Annotated in this window: 15 protein-coding genes and 1 pseudogene; 10 read left to right on the top strand and 6 right to left on the bottom strand. The window is 71.9% G+C overall.

Annotated elements, in window-relative coordinates; all coding sequences use genetic code 11:
- The first annotated feature begins 43 nt into the window (after positions 1-43).
- Entirely contained in the window at positions 44-865 is an 822-nt protein-coding gene (locus ACIBZJ_RS14015; RefSeq protein ID WP_395929281.1) for a hypothetical protein, read from the top strand.
- On the opposite strand, the gene ACIBZJ_RS14010 is transcribed toward ACIBZJ_RS14015, so the two are convergent.
- On the bottom strand, positions 846-1,361 hold the full coding sequence (locus tag ACIBZJ_RS14010; RefSeq protein ID WP_395929279.1) for a helix-turn-helix domain-containing protein: 516 nt from the start codon (positions 1,359-1,361) through the stop codon (positions 846-848). The genes ACIBZJ_RS14015 and ACIBZJ_RS14010 overlap by 20 nt on opposite strands.
- 18 nt (positions 1,362-1,379) lie before the next feature.
- Between ACIBZJ_RS14010 and ACIBZJ_RS14005 the strand changes: the two genes are divergently transcribed.
- Positions 1,380-2,786, top strand: a complete 1,407-nt coding sequence (locus tag ACIBZJ_RS14005) for a benzoate/H(+) symporter BenE family transporter (RefSeq protein ID WP_395929277.1) — start codon at positions 1,380-1,382, stop codon at positions 2,784-2,786.
- Between the two features lie 781 nt (positions 2,787-3,567).
- Here the strand turns inward: ACIBZJ_RS14005 and ACIBZJ_RS14000 are convergent.
- Complete coding sequence (locus ACIBZJ_RS14000; protein WP_395929275.1) at positions 3,568-4,260, bottom strand: TetR/AcrR family transcriptional regulator C-terminal domain-containing protein; 693 nt, start codon at positions 4,258-4,260, stop codon at positions 3,568-3,570.
- 69 nt (positions 4,261-4,329) lie between these two features.
- Between ACIBZJ_RS14000 and ACIBZJ_RS13995 the strand changes: the two are divergent.
- The 4 genes and pseudogenes from ACIBZJ_RS13995 to ACIBZJ_RS13980 all read left to right on the top strand — a co-directional run.
- A pseudogene (locus ACIBZJ_RS13995) lies at positions 4,330-5,013 on the top strand (ATP-binding cassette domain-containing protein); the annotation flags it as partial.
- Between the two features lie 35 nt (positions 5,014-5,048).
- Positions 5,049-5,837: an ABC transporter permease gene (locus tag ACIBZJ_RS13990; RefSeq protein ID WP_395929273.1), complete on the top strand. Its 789-nt coding sequence runs from the start codon at positions 5,049-5,051 to the stop codon at positions 5,835-5,837.
- Between the two features lie 31 nt (positions 5,838-5,868).
- Entirely contained in the window at positions 5,869-6,339 is a 471-nt protein-coding gene (locus ACIBZJ_RS13985; protein WP_395929271.1) for a hypothetical protein, read from the top strand.
- 95 nt (positions 6,340-6,434) lie between these two features.
- Complete coding sequence (locus ACIBZJ_RS13980) at positions 6,435-7,859, top strand: serine hydrolase (protein WP_395929269.1); 1,425 nt, start codon at positions 6,435-6,437, stop codon at positions 7,857-7,859.
- Positions 7,860-7,900: 41 nt separating this feature from the next.
- Here ACIBZJ_RS13980 and ACIBZJ_RS13975 read toward each other — a convergent pair whose 3' ends face one another.
- From ACIBZJ_RS13975 to ACIBZJ_RS13965, 3 genes are read right to left on the bottom strand one after another with little or no spacing between them, the layout of a single operon-like run.
- Positions 7,901-9,577 carry a DUF885 domain-containing protein gene (locus tag ACIBZJ_RS13975; protein ID WP_395929267.1) on the bottom strand — a complete coding sequence of 559 codons (1,677 nt, stop codon included), beginning with the start codon at positions 9,575-9,577 and terminating at the stop codon, positions 7,901-7,903.
- Positions 9,578-9,593: 16 nt separating this feature from the next.
- Positions 9,594-10,622 (bottom strand): 1-acyl-sn-glycerol-3-phosphate acyltransferase, encoded by a 1,029-nt coding sequence (locus ACIBZJ_RS13970; RefSeq protein ID WP_395929265.1) that lies wholly within the window; start codon positions 10,620-10,622, stop codon positions 9,594-9,596.
- 3 nt (positions 10,623-10,625) lie between these two features.
- Positions 10,626-11,453: a patatin-like phospholipase family protein gene (locus tag ACIBZJ_RS13965; RefSeq protein ID WP_395929263.1), complete on the bottom strand. Its 828-nt coding sequence runs from the start codon at positions 11,451-11,453 to the stop codon at positions 10,626-10,628.
- A 246-nt stretch (positions 11,454-11,699) separates the two neighbouring features.
- Here ACIBZJ_RS13965 and ACIBZJ_RS13960 point away from each other — a divergent pair, with 246 nt between their 5' ends.
- A complete protein-coding gene (locus tag ACIBZJ_RS13960; RefSeq protein ID WP_395929262.1) occupies positions 11,700-13,364 on the top strand; it encodes a hypothetical protein in 1,665 nt (554 codons plus the stop codon).
- Positions 13,365-13,460: 96 nt separating this feature from the next.
- On the opposite strand, the gene ACIBZJ_RS13955 is transcribed toward ACIBZJ_RS13960, so the two are convergent.
- The gene (locus ACIBZJ_RS13955) at positions 13,461-13,655 is read right to left on the bottom strand and encodes a hypothetical protein (protein WP_395929260.1); all 195 of its coding nucleotides are present in this window, start codon (positions 13,653-13,655) and stop codon (positions 13,461-13,463) included.
- A 135-nt stretch (positions 13,656-13,790) separates the two neighbouring features.
- Between ACIBZJ_RS13955 and ACIBZJ_RS13950 the strand changes: the two genes are divergently transcribed.
- The 3 genes from ACIBZJ_RS13950 (at position 13,791) to ACIBZJ_RS13940 (ending at position 19,982) form a co-directional block, all read left to right on the top strand.
- A complete protein-coding gene (locus ACIBZJ_RS13950) occupies positions 13,791-15,719 on the top strand; it encodes a TIGR03960 family B12-binding radical SAM protein (RefSeq protein WP_395929258.1) in 1,929 nt (642 codons plus the stop codon).
- Positions 15,719-16,570, top strand: coding sequence for a TIGR03936 family radical SAM-associated protein (locus ACIBZJ_RS13945; RefSeq protein WP_395929255.1), 852 nt, complete (start codon positions 15,719-15,721; stop codon positions 16,568-16,570). The genes ACIBZJ_RS13950 and ACIBZJ_RS13945 overlap by 1 nt, the downstream gene beginning before the upstream one ends.
- Positions 16,571-16,694: 124 nt before the next feature.
- A complete protein-coding gene (locus tag ACIBZJ_RS13940) occupies positions 16,695-19,982 on the top strand; it encodes an Rne/Rng family ribonuclease (protein WP_395929252.1) in 3,288 nt (1,095 codons plus the stop codon).
- The last annotated feature ends 129 nt before the right edge of the window (positions 19,983-20,111 follow it).

The raw sequence follows: 20,111 nt of genomic DNA, 5'->3' as shown, positions 1-20,111 counted from the left end.
CACCGCAGTGCGCCCGTAATGGTGGTTATGTACCATTACGGGCGTGCTGGGTGAGTGGAAGCTGGGTTCGAGCAAGAGCACCGGGGGCGGGATCGTCCTGGTCTCCGTCGTGTTCGCCGCCGTGCTGACGTTCACCGGGTGGCAGATCGGCGCCATGCGCGACCAGCGCGGGCCGTTGCTCGCGGAGAAGGGGCCGAACCAGCAGGCGCCGACGGTATGGCCGTCCACCTCGGTGACCGTCGACCAGAACTCCCAGCAGGGCGCGCTGGCCCCCGGCCCCCCGCCCGAGTCGGTACGGCCCACCACGACCCCGTCCGAGTCGCCGCGGCCGGTACCGGTGCCTGCCGGTCGCTGGAGCGGCGTGGCGAGCGTGGCGATCAGCGGCCAGGAACTCGGCTGCAAGTCGGTGACGAAGACGTTCCGTCTCCCGGCCACGCTGCGCCTCTCGGCGCCGGCGGCCGGCGATCCCAACGCGGTCCAGCTCACGTTCGACACCGACGCGGTCGCGGCCGAGGGCTCGTTCCGCGTCGCCTCCACCGTCGCCGGCTCGGGCCCGCGCGCCGCGAGCCTGCGGGCGGTCGGCTACTGGACGCTCTCCGGCGACGGCGCCGGTGGGTTCGTCGGCAACCTGCACCGCCCGGCGATGGGTCCCGTCGACCGGGCCGGCGAGATCGACAACCTGCTCTACGCGACGCGCGGCCTCGACGACCAGTGCGGCTCGCTGCTGTCGGCGCCGCTGAGCTTCCCGATGGGATCCGGCTCGTCGCTTCGCCTGACCTCGGTCCGCACCGCCCGCAGCCTCCAGATCGCCGGGCGCACCAGCGACAACACCCGCTCGTTCCGGATCACCTGGGCGAGCGGATGAGCAAGCTCGCCTCGGCGTCCTCGTCGCCGCCCGCCGCGTAGGTGTGCGGGGTGTCCGACGTCCAGCGCAGGTAGCCACCGGCGGTGGCGTACCGGGGGGCGTCCACCGGCCCGGCGACGACTTCGCCGCGGAACACCGTGAGGTGCTCGGTGACGCCCGCCGGGTGGGCGGGCGAGACCTGCCGGGCTCCGGCCCGGAGGCGGATCCGGTAGAGCTCGTACGTGGCGTCCGGGTCGTGGAAAACCTCGAGGAGCGTGGCCTCGACCGCGGCGCCGCGCACCACGACGTCGCCAGGGGGACGTTCGGCCAGGACGGCCGCGAGCGGAACGCCGAGCGCACCGGTGACCGCGTAGAGGGTCTCCAAGGTGGGGTTCCGGGCGCCGGTCTCGAGCCGGGAGAGCGTCGCCTTACCAATTCCGGCTCGTTCGGCCAGCGCGGACAGCGAGATGCCGTGTTCTTTTCGGAGAGCCCGCAACCGTCGTCCGACATCATTCATTCGATTAGGGTTCCATATATGGAACCAATGCAGCCGGTGCTCGCCGGGATCGTGACCGCGCTGGTCGGGTTCTCCAGCTCGTTCGCGGTGGTCATCGCCGGTCTCCGCGCGGTCGGCGCGGATCCCGGGCAAGCCGCCTCCGGTTTGCTCACGGTGTGCGTGGCCAGCGGTGTCGTCGCGGCCGTGCTCGGCCTGCGCTACCGGATGCCGATCGCGATCGCCTGGTCGACCCCGGGCGCCGCGCTGCTGGTCTCGACCGGTGTGCAGCCGGGCGGCTTCGCCGTGGCGGTCGGGGCGTTCCTGGCCGCGGCCGTGCTCGTCGTGATCGCGGGGCTGTTCGGGCCGCTGGCCCGGTGGATCGCGGCGATCCCGGCGCCGGTCGCCAGCGCGATGCTGGCCGGCGTGCTGCTCGACCTCTGCCTGTCACCGGTGCGGGCGGTCGTCGAGACGCCGTGGCTGGCGCTCCCGGTCATCGCGGTGTGGGCGCTGCTCACCCGGTTCGCCCGCGCCTGGGCCGTGCCCGCGGCACTGGTGGTGGCGGCGGCCGGCGTCGCCATCACCCGTTACGACCAGGGTCTGGACGCCGCTCTGCGGCCGGAAGTGACGTTCACCGCGCCGGTGTTCAGCCTGACCGCGATCGTGAGCATCGCGATCCCGCTGTTCCTCGTCACGATGGCGGGGCAGAACGTGCCGGGGATGACCGTGCTCGCGACCTACGGCTACCGGCCTCCGCTGCGGTCCGCGCTGGTCGCGACCGGGCTGGCGAGCGCGGCCGGTGCCCCGTTCGGCGGGCATGCCGTCAACCTGGCGGCGATCACGGCGGCCCTGGCCGCCGGTCCGGACGCGCACCCGGACCCGCAGCGGCGCTGGATCGCGTCGGTCACCGCGGGCAGCGGTCTGGCGGTGCTGGGGCTCGGGTCGGGGCTGGCGACCGCGCTGGTCGTGCTGGCCCCGCCGGTGCTGATCGAGGCGGTCGCCGGGCTGGCGCTGCTGGCCGCACTGGCATCGGCGCTGACCAGCGCGCTGTCGTCGGCGTCGTCGGTGGCGGGCGGCCGCGAAGCCGCCATCGTCACGTTCGTCGTCACCGGCTCGGGCGTGACGCTGGCCGGCATCGGCGCCGCGTTCTGGGGGCTGCTCGCCGGAGGAGCGTTCCTGCTGCTGTTCCGGGGTTTACGCGATCGCGTAGTACCGCACGTACCGGGGGCCGATGAACGCTCCGACGGCGGCGAGGACGTAGCCGATCGAGGCGATGTACGCCCAGGGCTCGGCGTCGACGTAGTCGCCGCCGATGTTCGCCACGGTGGCCGCGTGCAGGATCGCGGCGCCGAGCAGGAACAGCCCGACCGGGATCCGGTACGCCAGGCCGCGCAGGGTGAACAGGGCCACGCAGATCCCGATCGAGAACACGACCCAGATGACCAGTAGGACGATCCCGGCGGTCACGCCCCCGCTGCTGCTGGAACCACCGGTCTGCTGATTGCGGACCGAGGTGTACACGAGCGTGGTGGTCGCCAGTACCAGCACGAGCCCGATCGTTCCGATCGCGAACAGGATCGCGTACGTGATCTTCCAGCCCTTGGCGTCGGTGGTCGCCGCCATCGCCAGCAGGAACGCGTTGATCGCCAGCGGGATCCAGACGAACCCGATGTACGCCGCGGTCCAGCCGTCGTTGAGGTCGTTCTTGTAGACCGACTTCATCAGGTCCCAGAGCGACGCGCTGTCGTTGCCGGTGTCGAACCAGGGCAGCGAGGGGCAGACCAGTGCGATCAGCACGATCGCCACCAGCGGTAACGCGATCGTGCCGGTGGTCTTCGGCTTGCGGACGACCCGGAGGCCGGCCGGCGGCGGCGTCCCGATCAGGTGCGGCGGCACGGGATAGCCGGGGTACGCGCCCACGGCCGCGCCAGGTGGCAGCGGTGGGGCCCCGAACGGCGCGGCCCCGTAGGGCACGGCCCCGTGCGGCGCGGCTCCGTACGGCGCGGGCCCGTGCGGCGGGGCTCCGTAGGGGTTGGCCGCGTACGGTGTGGCCGCGTACTGCGCCGGCGGTGCGGAGTACGGGTGCGCCGCGGCGGGCGGGTAGGGCCCCGGGTGCGCGGGCGAACCCGGGTGAGGGGTCCCGCTCGGACCGTAAGGCTGGCCAGGCTGCATCAGCAGTCACTCCCGTGATGAGGAGTCGTCAGCGTATCGATGCTGTCCCGCGGCGCAGTCAAGATCGCGACAGGCGGGCGCGGAGGCCGTCGATCATCAGCCCGAGGCCGAATCGGAACACCTCGTCGTCGATCGCGCTCTGCGCCTCCCCGGGGTCGACGTCAGCGCCGTCCTCGAGCGATCCGCCGAGCATCGTGGCGAACCCGGCCATCGCCGCGGCCAGTTGCGGGTACTGGTCCGCGTCCGCCATCAGGTCGAACGTGTCCCGGTCGGACTCGCCGGAGTCCCTGGCCGCCGACAACTGCCGTTCGAGCACTCCGCCGATCAGGTAGTAGCCGCTGGCCAGCACGAACATCAGCGCGTCGGCCGGCGCCAGCCCGACCGACGTCAGCGAGCGCAGCAGTGCCTCGGTGTCGGGCAGGGCGTCGGGCGTGGGGCGGTTGCCTGCCGCGACCAGCGCGCTGTCGCGGTGGGCGAGCATCCCGGCGCGGGCCTCGAGCGTGCGCTGCTCGAGCCACTCCCACCAGGGCTGCCCCTCGGCGGGTGCGCTCGCGAACGCGGACCGCTGTTCCTGGGCGAGGTGCTCGGCCACCGCGTCCAGAAGTTCGCGTTTGTTCGTGAAGTGCCAGTAGAGCGCCGGCGCCTGGACGCCGAGCTCGGCCGCGAGCCGGCGGAGGGTGAGCGAGTCCAGGCCGCCCTCGTCGATCAACCGAACGGCGGTTCGCACGAGCACAGCGCGGTCCAGAGCCATGGTTGACAGCTTAACAACGTTAGAGCCATCCTTAACGTCGTTAAATTGAACGTTGTTAAGGAGGCTGTCATGGACGTGATCCACACCGAGGCGCTCGCCAAGCGCTTCGGGCGCGTGCAAGCGCTGGACGGGATCGATCTCTCGGTTCCGGCCGGCACCGTGTACGCGTTGCTCGGCCCGAACGGAGCCGGGAAGTCGACGACGATCAAGGTGCTGACCACGCTGCTGCGCCCGGACGCGGGCCGCGCGACCGTCGCCGGCTTCGACGTCGTCACCCAGGCCGACCAGGTGCGGCATCGCATCGGGCTGGCCGGCCAGTACGCGGCCGTGGACGAGATGCTGACCGGGCGGGCCAACCTGCGCCTGGTCGGGCAGCTGTCGCAGCTGTCCCGCCGGCAGGCCAGGCGGCGGGCCGACGTGCTGATCGAACGGTTCGACCTCGGCGAGGTCGCCGACAAGCTGGTGCGCGCGTACTCGGGCGGCACCCGGCGACGGCTCGACCTGGCCGCGAGCCTGCTCGTCACGCCCGAGGTGCTGTTCCTGGACGAGCCGACCACCGGCCTCGACCCGCGGAACCGGACCGTGATGTGGGACTTCATCCGCGAACTGGTCGGCGGGGGCACCACCGTGCTGCTGTGCACCCAGTACCTCGAAGAGGCCGACCGGCTGGCCGGCCGGGTCGCGGTGATCGACCGCGGCCGCATCGTCGCGGAGGGCACGCCGGCCGAGCTCAAGGCCACGGTGTCGGCCGACGCCACGCTCGACGACGTGTTCCTGGCGGTGACGAAGTGAGGCGGGTGCTGGCCGACACCCGGGCCGTGGTCGGGCGTCACGTGCTGCACGCCGTCCGGGTGCCGGAGGAGCTGGCGGCCGGGCTGGTGCTGCCGGTGGTGCTGGTCGTGCTGTTCGCCTACGTGTTCGGCAGCGCGATCGTGCTGCCGGGCGGCGGGAACTACCGAGAGTTCCTGATGCCGGGCATCTTCGGCCAGGCGATGGCGATGACGTGCACGGTCATGGCGGTCGCGGTCGCCACCGACCGGACGACCGGGTTCCTCGACCGGCTCAAGTCGCTGCCGATGGCCCGCTCGGCCGCGCTGTCCGGTCACGTGCTGGCGATCCTGCTGCAGTCCGGGCTCGGCCTGCTGATCATGAGCGGGCTCGGGTACGCGGTCGGGTGGCGGATCCACACCGACGTGGCCCGCGCCGCGGGCGGATACGTGCTGCTGCTGCTCCTGGCGGCGGCGATGCTGTGGATCGGTACCTACATCGGGTTGCTCGCCCGGACCGTCACGGTGGCCGACAACGCGACGTTCGCGTGGGTGTTTCCGCTGACGTTCCTCGCGAACACGTTCGTACCGGCCTCCGGTCTGCCGGGCTGGTTACGGCCGGTCGCCGAGTGGAACCCGGTCGCGTCGACGGTGGCCGCGGCCCGGACGCTGTTCGGCAACCCGGTGCCGCCCCACGCCCACTCGATTCCGCTGGATCATCCGGTGGTGGCGTCACTCTGCTGGTCGGTCGGGTTGCTCGTGGTCTGCGTGCCCCTCGCGGTGCACCGGTACCGCGTCGCTACCCGGTAAGGGTGGCCTGACCGGCCCGTAGAGTGGGTGCGTGGCCGCCGATTACGAATACTTCGTCGCTTCGCCCGACCGCATCAGCGCGCTCGACCTGGCCAAATCCCCGGTCAGTCAGCTGCCGGCCGGGGAGGCGGTCGAGCTGCCCGGCGTCGATCCGTCGGTGGTGCTGCTCGCGCTGATCGAAGTGCTGAGCATGCGGTCGTTCGCTCGGTTGCTCGGCGATTCCGGCGGCGAGTTCGTCTACGACGGCGGTGACGCGGGGCCCTGGGTGACGGTGATCGACGACTTCGTGGTCTCCACGATCAAGGGCGCGGACGGTGATCCCGAGCTGGAGTGGGAGGACGCCGTCGCGCTCTGGGGCGACGCGGTCGGCGAAGAACTGGAGGACGGGGTCGGCGGCGGCGACGTCGACGAGGACGCGTTGCTCGAGATCACGGACGAGTTGCGACGCCTCTGCGGCTCGGCCGACGCCGATCACCACCTCTACTGCTGGACGCAACTCTGATCGACTCTTAACAAATCCTTAGATCTGCAACCGGAGCGCTGGTTCGCGCCTCAATTCCTAGTGGACGATCGTCGTCCATTTCGGAGGAGGCGTGCATGCGGAAGCAGAAGTGGAACCGGCTCGTGGCCGGTGCACTCGGGGTGGCGTTGGTCGGAGCGGCGGTGAGCAGCGCCTCCGGGGCCGCGGCCGCCGAGACGAGCGCCGCACGCTCGACCGCAGCGGACGCCGCGCTCGCGGCCGGTCTGCAGAGGGCGGTCGACGGGCAGCAGTTCGCGCAGGTGCTCGACACCACTCCGCCGGACTCGGCCGCGGCGGCCCAGCTCTACCGCACGGAGCTGGCGCCGAGTGAGGAGAAGAGCGGGACGGTCAAGACCCTGGCCGCCGCGGAGCCGATCCACCAGACACCCCAGCTCGACGCGAGCGTGATCAAGCTGGACCGGTCCGGCCGGCCGGTCGCGGCGGCGGACGTCCTGCTCAGCCCGCAGTACCCGAACGGCAAGGTCGTCGCGCTGGACGCGAACCTGTTCACCGACCAGGTGCGGTGGCGGCAGTGGGACGACGCGACCTGGGACGACAACAACGGCCAGGGGACGACCGACGTCGTGCCCGGGCGGGAGAGCGCGCCGATCGACTTCATGTCGCCGTACCCGGCGTCGACGCTCAAGCTGATGGTCGCGTTCGGGATCCTGCGGATGATCGACGCCGGCGAGCTGACGCTCAAGGACACGTACACCTACACGCCGGTCGGGACGCCGAGCTCACTCTGCGGGGGAGCCCGCTCGGCGACGACGATCGAGCAGCTCTTCGACGAGATGATCACGGTGTCGTCGAACCCATCCGCCTGCGCACTGATCAAACTGCTGCACGACCGCGCCAAGATCGACGGGCTCAACCAGGAGTTCGTCGACCTCGGCCTGCCGACGCTGCGCCTGAAGGGCACCAACCCGAACACCGGTGGCACCTGGGGCAACCCGGTCACGATGAGCGCGATCGACACCGCGAAGCTGCTGCTCATCGTCAACGGGGCGCCGGGGACGCTGTGGAAGACGCCCGGCGGGGCCAAAGTCACCGCGGCGGCGCTGAGCGGTACGTCCCGCTCCTACCTCCGGGGCAAGCTCGCGGATCAGGGGCTCAACCAGGTGCTGTCGACGACGAACTACTGCGGCCGGGAGTATCCGGCGCAGGGAATTCCGCAGAAGACGCCCGCACGCTGGATCAACCCGGCCGACGGCACCGTGACCGTTGCCGGTCGCTACTACGGGCAGGACGTCCGGCCGTGTGACGCGGCGGCGACCGTGACGTTCGCGCACAAGACCGGGCTCGCGGACACCTCGGGGAACGACGCGGGCATCGTGAAGTCGCTGCCCGGCAAGCCGTTCAAGTCCTACATCGTGGTCGTGCACTCGAACCTGGGCTACCGCTACATCGACGCCGACCGGGCGGCCGACCCGGCCGGGACCTACCCGGTGCAGTACACCGAAAAGCTCGCCCTGCTCGGCCGAGCGATCAACGCACTGTGACCGACCGCGGCGGGCGGCGCTCGGCCGTCCGCCGCGTGGTCCTACCGGCTGCGGTTGAGCCAGCGGTCGACCACGTCTCCGAGCACGGCCAGGGGCAGCGAACCGGAACCCAGCACCACGTCGTGGAAGGCCTTGAGGTCGAACGCGTCACCCTGTTCCTTCGCCGCGCGGGCCCGCAGCGCCTGCAGTTCCAGGCGTCCGACCATGTACGACAGTGCCTGGCCGGGATAGGCGATGTACCGGTCGATCTCGGTGGCGGTCTCCTGATCGGACAGCGGCGTGTGCGTCCGGATCCAGTCGAGCGCTTCGCCGCGCGACCACCCCTGCGAGTGGATCCCGGTGTCCACGACCAGGCGTGCGGCCCGCCACGAGTCGGCGGTGAGCATGCCCAGCCGCGCGATGTCGTCCGAGTACAGCCCCATCTCGTCGGCGAGCCGCTCGCAGTACAGGCCCCAGCCCTCGGCGTAGGCGGTGTCGTTCAGCAGCCGGCGCACCAGCGGGAGCTCGGTGAGCTCCTGCGCGATCGAGATCTGGAAGTGGTGGCCCGGCACCGCCTCGTGGAACGCGACCGTCTCGGCGGTGTGCCGGAAGCGCTCGGTCGGCGCGTACGTGTTCAGGAAGTAGGTGCCCCGGCGCGATCCGTCGATCGCGCCCGGCAGGTAGTACGCGGGCGGCGCGCCGGGCGCCGAGGCCGCCGGTACCGGCTCGACCACGCACTCGGTGGACGGGCGGCGCCCGAACCAGTTCCGTGCTTCCTCCCAGGCCCGGTCGACGGCGGCCCGGGCCTGCGCGAGCATCTCGTCGCTGTCGGCGTAGCGGAGCGACGGGTCGGTGCGCAGCCGGGTGAAGATCTCCCCGAGGTCAGTGGTGCCGAACACCCGCTGCCCGACCTCGCGGTACTCGGACTCCAGCGCGCTGATGATCTGCAGCCCGACGGCGTGCAGCTCCTCGGGCGTCCGGTTCGTGGACGTGTGCTTGCGGGCGAGCGTCGCGTAGATCTCGGCACCGCCCGGCAGGTACCGGACGCCGGCCTGGTCGTCCGGGCGGCCGGCGGCCAGCATCTCGTCCGCGAGCACGGCGCGGTAGGTCGTTATCGCCGGTACGACGGCCTCGGAGAGCAACCGGTCTCGCTCGGCGGCGAACGCGTCGGGGTCGGCGACGCCGGGGCCGCCGGCGACCCGCAGGCCGGACAGGTTCTCGTCGGCGAGGACGCGGTCGAGGTGGTTGATCGCGGCCTGCACCAGCGACGCGACCGGACGCCGCCCGGCGGCCAGACCCTCGCGGTGCCGGTCGGCGACCTGGGCGAAGTACGTCGGGAACAGGCCGAGGCGGGCCAGGAACCCGGCGGTCTTCTCCGGCGTGAGCAGCGGGATCCGGGGCAGCAGGTCGATCAGCTGCGCGGCCGGAGCCACGAAGATGTCGGTGATCGTCCACTCGACCGTGTGCAGGTCGGCGAGCTCCCTGGTCGTCTTCGCCAGGTGCACGACGAAGTCGCGGGTCTGCCGGTCGGTCTCGGAGAGGGCCGCCTCGTCGAGGGCGGCCGCGCGATCGCCCAGCTGGGCGAACAGGTCGCCGTACCGGGCCTCCGCCGCCGCCGACAGGTCGGCCAGACCGTCGTCGTAGCCGGGAAGGCCGAGGAGCGAGGCCCCCAGCGGATCCGACGTACAGACCAGCTCGAGCAGTTCGTCGGCGAGCGAGGACACGGTATCGGAGGTCACCCGACGACCGTACTCGTCAGGGCCGGTTGGTCGCGGGATGATGTTGCTCGATCCAGTCGTCGATCTCCTCCCACCAGTGGTACAGCCATTCCACCTGTCGCTGCGGGTTCCCCCGGGGCACTTCCGCCGCCGGGACCAGCCAGAACCGCATCGTGATCGTCTTGTCCATGGGCAACTCGCGCCACACGTCGGCGACGGTCAGCAGGTGGTCGAGGCCGGTGTGGGCGACGAGCAGCACGTCGGCGTTCTCCGGGGCCGCCTCGAACGCCGACACCACGCCACCGGGGCGCGGGGCCAGGACGTGGATCATCTTCTCGGCCCGTCGGGCGGCCGAGTGCAGGCCCTTGCGTTTCAGGCTCTCGATGATCTTCGTGCGGCGGCCCGGGGTGAAGTTTCCCCCCTCGGGGAAGATGACGAACGCGTCGTTCTCGTCCAGTCCGGTGGCCAGCGCGGCGATCTGGTCCTCGACCGCGTCGCCTTCGGCTCCGGGGTTCGGCGAGATGAACCGGCTCGGCAGCCGGTTGAGCAGAACGTCGATCGCCGGATCCCACTGCATGGTGTCTTTGAGGACGATCCTGGGCTCGCGCTCGTACTTGTTGACCAGGGCGTTCGTCAGCAGGAACGAGTCTCCGGGCCCGGCGTGACGGCACAGGACGATCAGCGGGCGGCCGGGATGCGCGTCGGGGTCCGGCCCGTCGGTGACGACGTTCAGCTTGAGGAAGCGTCCCGCCTGCCGGTAGGCGACGTTCAGCACCCAGGCGACGAGCCGGTAGTGCCGGAGCTGGAACGACGGATTGCGGACGCGTTTCGCGCTGCAGCCCGCGGCCAGCCAGAGCCCGAACAACTCCAGCAGGAGCGTGAGTTCCAGCACGCAGTAGAGCGTGACCAGCCAGACGACGCGCAGCAGGCGGCGGCGTCCCTTGAGGCCGATCGAGACCAGGCCGACGACCAGGAGCCAGACCGGCATCGTGATCAGCAGACCGGAGAGGACGCAGACCGCGGCGGGCGCGATGACGACGCGGCGGACCCAGCGGGGGATCGGCATCTCTCAGGTGAGCCCGTGCTGGGAGAGGTATTCGGCGCTGGCGTCGTGGGCACGGTCGATCCGGCGGCCGATCAGGTTGAACGATCGGTAGGCCAGGAGGTTGTTCGGCTCGGGTTCCTGCATCCCGGTGGGGAGGACGTGGACCTCGATGTCCTCGGGCAGTGACGCCATGTCACGAGCGAACCGATGTCTGCGGGCGATCTCGAACGACACCATCGCCACCTCCCAGGGCTTGCTCGGGGCTCGCAGCGGCCGCTCGATCCGGCCGACCTGGAGTACGAAGACCAGATCGGCACCGAGCTCGATCGCGCGCCCGACCGGAATGCTGTTCACCAACCCTCCATCAAGGTAGTGCTCGTCGCCTATCCGGACCGGCGGGAGCAGGCCGGGGACCGCGCAGGAGGCCAGTACCGCGTCGATCAGCGGGCCGGACTCGAACCACTGCTCGGCAGCCCGCTCGATCGACGCGGCGCAGCACTGGAAGGGGATGCGGAGATCTTCGAAGAGGAGCCCTTCCAGCGGTTTCAGCAGGTTCCGGAGCGGGGCGGCGGAGTGCGCGTGCGTGCCGGTACGCACGAGTTGGCCGACCTGGCGGGCCATCGAGGCGCGGAAGACCTCGCGGGCCGCCGGGGAGGCCCAGAGTTCGGTGAGGCGCTCGGTGGTCTCCTCGGGCGGCGAGGCCGCGAGCACGACGCCGTTGAGCGCGCCGATCGACGTGCCGACCACGTGGTCGGGGTGGATGCCGGCGTCGTAGAGCGCCCGGATCATGCCGACCTCGACGGCGCCGAGGACGCCGCCACCGCCCAGCACGAATGCGACAGTTCGGCCCATGCGTTGATCCTCACACGGCCGGACGCCGGGGGCCCGACGGCCTGCCCACCACAGTGGAAGGTGGCGGTCCGGTAGCGGGGAGTGCGTAAATGCGGCCGATCGGGTGGGCGGGACTACCTTTTCAGCGGAGCCAAGCGGAGCCCGAGGGACCATGCGCTGTGCATAACGGCGGCCTTTACTTTGGCCAAGGGGGTAACAAAGAACGCTGTAGTCGTCTCCCGCAGCACCCGGACAGCAAGGATGGTCATGACCGGCGAGCACCCGCCAGACCCGGCGCAGGGTCCGTCGTACCTGCGGTCTGTTTCGTGGTCGGCCGACCAAGGTGCCGGTGGCGTCCGCGCGGCGGGCGTGGGCGCGGTCGCGGACGAGGGCGACGCAGGGGCGGGTGGCCGCCCGGAGGAGCGGGACGACCCCGGGGGGCCGGCCGGGCGCACCGGGCTCGTCCAGCGGATCGAGCAGCGGCGCAATCGTCCGGACGAGCGCGGGCGTCGTCCGGACGACGGCGACTACTACCTGGACTACCTGCACACGGCCGGTCACTCCGTGCTCGGCCCCACCGACCTGCCCGGTGACCCGGAGCCGGACGGTCGCTACGAGCAGCCGGACGCCTACCCGGAAGCCGCGCCCGGGGAATCCCGGGACGATCGCTACGCCGACCGGTACGACGACCGCCGCGGGGGCGGGCGTGAGAACCGGCACGGTGAGGGGCGGGAGCCGCGGAGCACGGACGGGCCCGGCCGGCCGGATCCGAGCGGCGAGCGCCGCGGCGGCGGGCGCCGGAACCGGCCCGAACCGGCGGGCCCCGAAGACCGGTACGAGCGGGGGAGCGCGGAGGAGCGGGGCGAGTCGGTGCGGCCGGTGGAGGGTGGCCGGGCCGCGGCCCGGCGGGCGCGGGAGGCGCAGGAGGCCGCCGAGCGGGCCCGGCAGGAGGCCTACCACGACGAGCCCGAGCCCTATTACGACCCCGAGCCCTACTACGACGACGAGGACGCCCACGGGGAGCGGGGGCGGCGGCCCCGGTACGAATCGGACGAGGGTGAGTGGGGGACCGGAGACATCGACCCGGAGTGGCATCGCCGGGCGTCCGGGCCGCCTGCCGGCAGCGCGTCGGTGCCACGGCCGAGGCGGGAGCGGCCGTCCGACCGGGAGACCGGCGACCGCGAGGCGGTCCGGGCCCCGGCGGCCCGGCCTCCGCGCCGGACCACCGGTGCGATCCCGGTGCAGGGGACGGCCGCGGTCGGCGGCGCGAGCCCCGGGTACGCGGCGGTCCCGCCGGCCCACGTCTACGGAGCCCCTGCGCTCGCGGGCGGAGCCGCGCCGGTCTACGGCGCCGCGCCGGTGAGTGGTGCCGCGCCGGTGTACGGCGCCGCGCCCGTGAGCGGAGCGGCCCCGGTGTACGGCGCCGCGCCGGTGAGCGGAGCGGCCCCGGTGTACGGGGCCGCGGCCCCGGTGAGTGGTGCCGCGCCCGTGTACGGAGCCGCACCGGTGAGCGGGGCCGCACCGGTGAGTGGTGCCGCGTCGGTGGGGGCGGCCGCGCCGGTCACCGTGGCTCCGGTCAGCGGGCCGATCGGGCCGGTGGGTTGGAACTCCACCGGCGAGGTTCCCCGCGGCTGGACGCCGGACCAGCCCCGCGGCGCCTCCCTGCAGCCCCCGGACCCGGCCCCGGAAGGCCAGGTCCAGAACGCGTTCACGAAACCGATGCTCCTCGGCCTCGTCGCGGCCGGACTGGTGATCGCCGTCGTGTCGTGCCTGATCGGCGCGGTGGTGGGCATCCCGCTCCGCGGCGCCCCGGCACCGGAGAACAACGGCGTCAAGGTGAAGATCTCGATCTCGCCCTCGCCGTCGCCGGTCCTGGTCACCCCCGGCGGGGCCACTCCGGCCGACGGTGACAACACGTTCACCACCCCGTAGGCCGCGCCCCGCGAGGAGGCACGAAAAAGGCCCATAGCCTCTTCGCTATGGGCCTTCGGCTGTCTACGGTGGCAGCGCTCCGAGGGGCGGCTGGTATCAGTCGAGGTCGGTCTCGATGCCGTGCCGGCTGAGCGTGTGAACGGCGGCGTCCGAGCCGCCGGCGTACGAAGCCAGCTCCGCGAATGCGCGGCGCTCGCCCTTCTCGTCGACGAGACGGGACCAGGCGTCCCGGGCGTGCCGGGCCGACCGTGCACGCACGAGCGTGGTCGCGGTGGTTCCGGAGGAAAACATGTCGACACTCCTTGATCTCTGAACGCTGTCTGCGCTCACTGCTAACTGTAACGATCCAGATGGCAGTCGTCATCCCGGTAACGACGTGACGGCGGTCATGCCCGCCGCGGGCGCCCCAGTACCCTGGGACGCACTATGAGCGTTCAGTCGGTCTTCCCTCGCCTCGAAGAGCTCCTGCCGTCCGTGCAGAAGCCCATCCAGTACGTTGGGGGCGAGCTGAACTCCACGATCAAGGACTGGGACGCCCACCCGGTCCGGTGGGCCCTGATGTACCCGGACGCCTACGAGGTCGGCCTGCCCAACCAGGGCATCCAGATCCTGTACGAGATCCTCAACGAGCGCCCCGACGCCCTCGCCGAGCGCACGTACTCGGTCTGGCCCGACCTCGAGAAGCTCATGCGCGAGCACCGGGTCCCCCAGTTCACGGTCGACGCCCACCGCCCGGTCAAGGCGTTCGACGTCCTCGGCGTCAGCTTCGCTACCGAACTCGGCTACACGAACCTGCTCACGGCCCTGGATCTCGCCGGAATCCCGCTCAGCGCCGGAGACCGCACCGTGGACGACCCGATCGTCCTGGCCGGCGGCCACGCCGCGTTCAACCCCGAGCCGATCGCCGACTTCATCGACGCGGCCGTCCTGGGCGACGGCGAAGAGGCCGTCAACGAGATGACCGACGTCATCCGCGACTGGAAGGCCGAGGGCTGCCCCGGCGGGCGGGACGAGGTGCTGCTGCGCCTGGCCCGCACCGAGGCCGTCTACGTCCCGCGCTTCTACGACGTCGACTACCTGCCCGACGGGCGCATCCAGCGGGTCGTGCCGAACCGGGCCGACGTCCCGTTCCGGATCCGTAAGCGCACGACGATGGACCTCGACGCCTGGCCGTACCCGAAGCAGCCGCTGGTGCCGCTGGCCGAGACCGTGCACGAGCGGGCCAGCGTCGAGATTTTCCGTGGCTGCACCCGCGGCTGCCGGTTCTGCCAGGCCGGGATGATCACCCGCCCGGTCCGCGAGCGCTCGATCACCGGCATCGGCGACATGATCGACGCCTCGCTGAAGGCCACCGGCTTCCAGGAGGTCGGCCTGCTCAGCCTGAGCTCGGCCGACCACACCGAGATCGGCGAGCTCACCAAGGACCTGGCCGACCGGTACGAGGGCACGAACACGTCGCTGAGCCTGCCGTCGACCCGCGTCGACGCGTTCAACATCGACCTGGCCAACGAGCTCTCCCGCAACGGGCGCCGCTCCGGCCTCACGTTCGCACCCGAGGGCGGCAGCGAGCGTCTGCGCCGCGTCATCAACAAGATGGTCTCCAAGGACGACCTGATCCGTACGGTCACGGCGGCGTACTCGGCCGGCTGGACGCAGGTGAAGCTGTACTTCATGTGCGGGCTCCCGACCGAGACCGACGAGGACGTCCTCGAGATCGCGGCGATGGCGCACGACGTCATCCGCGCCGGACGCCAGGCCGCGGGCCGCAAGGACATCCGCTGCACGGTGAGCATCGGCGGGTTCGTGCCGAAGCCGCACACCCCGTTCCAGTGGGCCGCCCAGGAAGACCCGGACGTCGTCGACGACCGGCTGCGGAAGCTGCGGCAGGCCATCAACGCCGACCGCGGCCTCGGCAAGGCGATCGGTTACCGCTACCACGACGGCAAGCCGTCGCTGATCGAAGGGCTGCTGTCGCGGGGAGACCGGCGGGTCGGCCGGGTCATCCGGCGGGTCTGGGAGGAAGGTGGCCGGTTCGACGGCTGGCACGAGCACTTCTCCTACGAGCGCTGGGTCGACGCGGCCAAGGCCGAGCTCGAACCGCTCGGCGTCTCGCTCGCGTGGTTCACGACCCGTGAGCGCGAGGAGCTCGAGGTCCTGCCCTGGGACCACCTCGACTCCGGGCTGGACAAGGAGTGGCTCTGGGCCGACTGGCAGGACGCGCTCGACTCGGTCGAGCAGGACGACTGCCGGTGGACGCCGTGCTTCGACTGTGGCGTTTGTCCCACGATGGACACCGAGATCCAGATTGGCCCCACTGGTAAACGACTTCTCCCGCTTACGGTAGTTAACACCTGATGTCGCGAATGCCCGACGGCCCTCCGCCGCCCCCGGTCGTCCAGCGAGTCCGCTTCCGGTACGCGAAGCGGTCCCGCCTGCGATTCACGTCCCACCGCGACTTCGCGCGCGCGTTCGAGCGCGCCCTGCGCCGCGCGGACGTCCCGATGGCGTACTCGGCCGGCTTCAGCCCGCATCCCAAGGTCTCGTACGTGGGTGCGTCGCCGACCGGCGTCGCGAGCGAGGCGGAGTACCTGGAGATCGGCCTCGACCGCGAGGTCGACGTCGAGCAGCTGCGGGTCGCGCTCGACCGGGCGCTGCCTCCGGGCCTCGACCTGCTGGACGCGGTGGCCTCCACCGGAGGGTCACTTCCGGAGCGAATCGACGCTTCCGAGTGGGAGATCGCTCTTCCCGGGGTAGACCCGTCTCAGGCGCAGTCGGCGGTGACCGCGCTGCTGGCCGCCGAAACGGTGCCGGTGGAGCGACGCACCAAGTCCGGCCTGCGCACGATCGACGTGCGATCCGCGCTGGTCAGCGCGGTGGTGACGGGGGAGGTGAGCGCAGCCGCAGAGACGGGAACCGACCCCTCCACGGGGGTCACCGGAGGCCGGCCGGGAGTGTCCACGGCTGTCGACGGCAGCCCCTGTGCGATAATCACTTGTGTTGTGCGGCATTCGACACCCGCCGTACGACCCGATGACTTCCTGACCGGTCTGCGCCACGTCGTTGCCAGCGCCGATCTGGACCCGGCGGAGTTCGCAGCGCCACCCCGAGCCACACGTCTGGCGCAGGGCGCGCTCACCGCCGAGGGCCGGATCGTCGATCCGCTCGACGCCGACCGTGGCGGGGCCGTCATCGGAGCGCCGACCTGACCGGCGTGCAGTGAAGAGACTCAGCGGTCGCCGGTCCACCTGGTTACCGCGTGACAGCACAAATACGACACGCCCCTGAGTGGCCGCGGACACGCGCCCGGGGGCGGACGGGAGACTTGCCCGGATGCTCGAAAACGAGCCCACCGGGGCCGGTACGGCAGGGGAAACCCTGACCGGATCGACCACCGATAGCGCGAATAGCACCGATACCGCCGGCACTGCCGGTACCGCTTCCGAGCCCGCGACTCGCCCTCGGCGACGCGCGGCACGGCGGGCGGCCGGTCCGCCGGCCGACCCCACGACAGAACAGACCTCTGCGGACGCCACACCGGGCGTCGCCGCGGCGACGGGCGCCACCGCCGAGACCGGCGGGGCTGCAACCGGCGGGGCCGAGGGGGCACCCGAGGCCGAACCGGCGCCTCGCCGCCGCGCGACCCGCTCGCGCCGCCGCACGGCCGACCCGGAGGCCGAAACCACCCCGGCGAGCGGACCGGCGGGCGAGAGCGCCCCCGAGACGCCCGCCCCGGCACCGTCGGCGGGCGAAGCCGCAGGCGACCAGGGGCCGCAGCGGGAAGACCCCACTCCGCCGAACGTCGCGGTCGAGGTCACCGCCCCGCGCGCTCGCCGCCGTCGCCGCAGCGCGGACGCCGACGCGCTCGCACCGGAGACGGCTGCCGCCGCCGGCCCCGCCGCGGCCAACTCCGCCCCGGACCGCCCGGTCGCAGACGGCCCGACCGCCGAGCCGGTCGCGTCCGCGACGGAACTCGCCACCGACAGCGCGGCCTTCGCCGCCGCCACCGACGCGGGCGAGGCGCCGTCCTCACGTCGCCGCCGCCGCTCGTCGACCAGCCGTGCGGCCGAGAGCAGCAGCCAGGACACCGTCGCGTCGGTTCCGGCCGAGCCCGCCGAGCAGCAGTCGCCGGCCGAAGACACCCCCGCCGAGCGCGAGGAGCGGGCGGCCTCGCCGTTCGGGGTGGCGGAGGGCACGGAGGCCGAGGAGCCGTCGACGCACCGCACCCGGGTCCGGCGTGCACCGGCTCCGATGATCACGTTCATGGCTCCGGAGCCCGTCACCGCTCCGGTCCGGCCGGTCGAGCCCGTGGTCGAAGCGTCCGCCGAGGAAGACGAGGAGTCCGCCGAGGCCGAGGACCTCGCGGCCGAGACCGACGTCGACGGCGAGGAGGAGGACGAGAACGGCGAGGACGCCCGCCGCCGTCGCCGCCGTGGGCGCCGTGGCCGCGGCCGGGGCCGGGGCGAGAACGGCGGTGAGACCGGAGACGCCTCCGACGCCGACGACTCGGCCGAGGCCGAGGACGACGAGCCCGCCGCCTCCACCGAGAGCGACGACGACGAGACCGAGGACGAGGCCGCCGCGTCGGCCGAGGGCGAGGACGAAGAGGGTGGCTCGGGGAGCCGCCGTCGTCGCCGTCGTCGCCGCCGGGGTGCCGGTGACGCCGAGACGAGCAACGACGACCCGCCGAACACCGTCGTCAAGGTGCGTCAGCCGGCGCCCGCCGCGCCGCCGCGCGCGATCGAAGACGAGGTCCAGGGCGTCAAGGGCTCCACCCGGCTGGAGGCGAAGCGTCAGCGCCGCCGCGAGGGCCGGGAGAGCAACCGTCGCCGTCCGCCGGTGCTCACCGAGGCCGAGTTCCTGGCTCGCCGGGAGGCCGTCGAGCGTGTGATGGTCGTCCGGCAGGTCGGCGACCGCACCCAGATCGCGGTGCTCGAGGACGACGTCCTCGTGGAGCACTACGTCACCAAGGCCAGTTCGACAGCGTACGCGGGCAACGTGTACCTGGGCCGCGTGCAGAACGTGCTGCCGAGCATGGAGGCGGCGTTCGTCGACATCGGCAAGGGCCGCAACGCCGTCCTCTACGCCGGTGAGGTCAACTGGGACGCCGCCGGCATGGAGGGCCGCCCCCGCAAGATCGAGGTCGCGCTGAAGAGCGGCGACGCGGTGCTGGTGCAGGTCACCAAGGACCCGATGGGGCACAAGGGTGCGCGTCTGACCAGCCAGGTCAGTCTCCCGGGCCGGTTCCTGGTCTACGTCCCCGAGGGACAGATGACCGGTATCAGCCGCAAGCTCCCCGACACCGAGCGCAAGCGCCTGAAAGACATCCTCAAGAAGATCGTCCCCGAGAACGCCGGTGTGATCATCCGCACCGCGGCCGAGGGCGCCAGCGAGGCCGAGCTCACCCACGACGTGGAGCGGCTCGAGGCCCAGTGGCAGGCGATCAAGGAGAAGGCCACCAAGGGTGGCGCTCCGACCCTGCTCAACGCCGAGCCCGACCTGGTGATCCGGGTCATCCGGGACGTCTTCAACGAAGACTTCACCCAGCTCGTGGTCTCCGGCACCGAGGCGTGGCCCGAGGTCGAGGAGTACATCCGCGACATCTCGCCCGACCTCGCCGAGCGGCTGGTGCACCACACCGCCGAGACCGACGTGTTCTCCGCGTACCGCATCGACGACCAGCTCATGAAGGCGCTGGACCGCAAGGTCTGGCTGCCGAGCGGTGGTTCGCTGGTGATCGACCGCACCGAGGCGATGACGGTCGTCGACGTCAACACCGGCAAGTTCACCGGGCAGGGCGGGAACCTCGAGGAGACCGTCACCCGCAACAACCTGGAAGCGGCCGAGGAGATCGTCCGGCAGCTGCGGCTGCGCGACATCGGCGGCATCATCGTCATCGACTTCATCGACATGGTGCTCGAGGCCAACCGTGACCTCGTGCTGCGCCGGTTGACCGAGTGCCTGGGCCGCGACCGGACCAAGCACCAGGTCGCCGAGGTCACGTCGCTGGGCCTGGTGCAGATGACCCGGAAGCGGGTCGGCCAGGGCCTGCTGGAGGCGTTCAGCGAGACCTGTGAGGTCTGCCGCGGTCGTGGGGTCATCATCCACAACGAGCCGCTGATCGGACGCCAGAGCGGCGGCGGTAGCGGCGGCAACAACGGTCACCAGCACAGCGAGCCGGCGGTCGCCGAGGTCAAGGAAGGCCGCCGGAGCCGTCGGAAGCGGGGCGGCGGCGGCGCGGATCCGGCGGCGCCGCCCGCGGTCGCCGCGGCGGCGGCGATCCACGCCGCGAGTTCCCGGACCCTGTCGCTGAACGCCGACGACGACATCGAGCTCGCGGACGACGAGGCGGACGTCACGGCCGAGGCGCTGATCGTGGACGACGTCGCCCGCGACGACGCCGGTCTCGCCTACGCCGTCGACGACACCGACGACATCGAGGTCGTGGACGTGGGCAAGCCCGCGGACCAGATGGTCGTCAACGGGGTACCGGCGACCGAGCCTCCCGGGCCGGTGGCGGTGCCGGCGGCGTCGGTGCCGGCCGCGACCAGCCGCCCGCGGCGGACCCGGCGGGCGGCCTCCCGTCCGGCCGGCCCGCCGGAGGGTGGCGACAGCGAGTGATCACCCCCACGACCTGGGCGGCGACCCTCGGTTCGTCGTTCACGCGGCCCGTACGGTAGTCTTTCGGATGGCGCGCTCGCCGCGTCCCCGCTGTCTGTGCTCTCGAAGCCAACTGTGCTTGATAGCCAG

It is taken from the genome of Cryptosporangium sp. NPDC051539 (genome assembly GCF_044454545.1).
Lineage (GTDB): Bacteria > Actinomycetota > Actinomycetes > Mycobacteriales > Cryptosporangiaceae > Cryptosporangium.
This window is presented reverse-complemented; position numbering and strand designations above follow the sequence as displayed.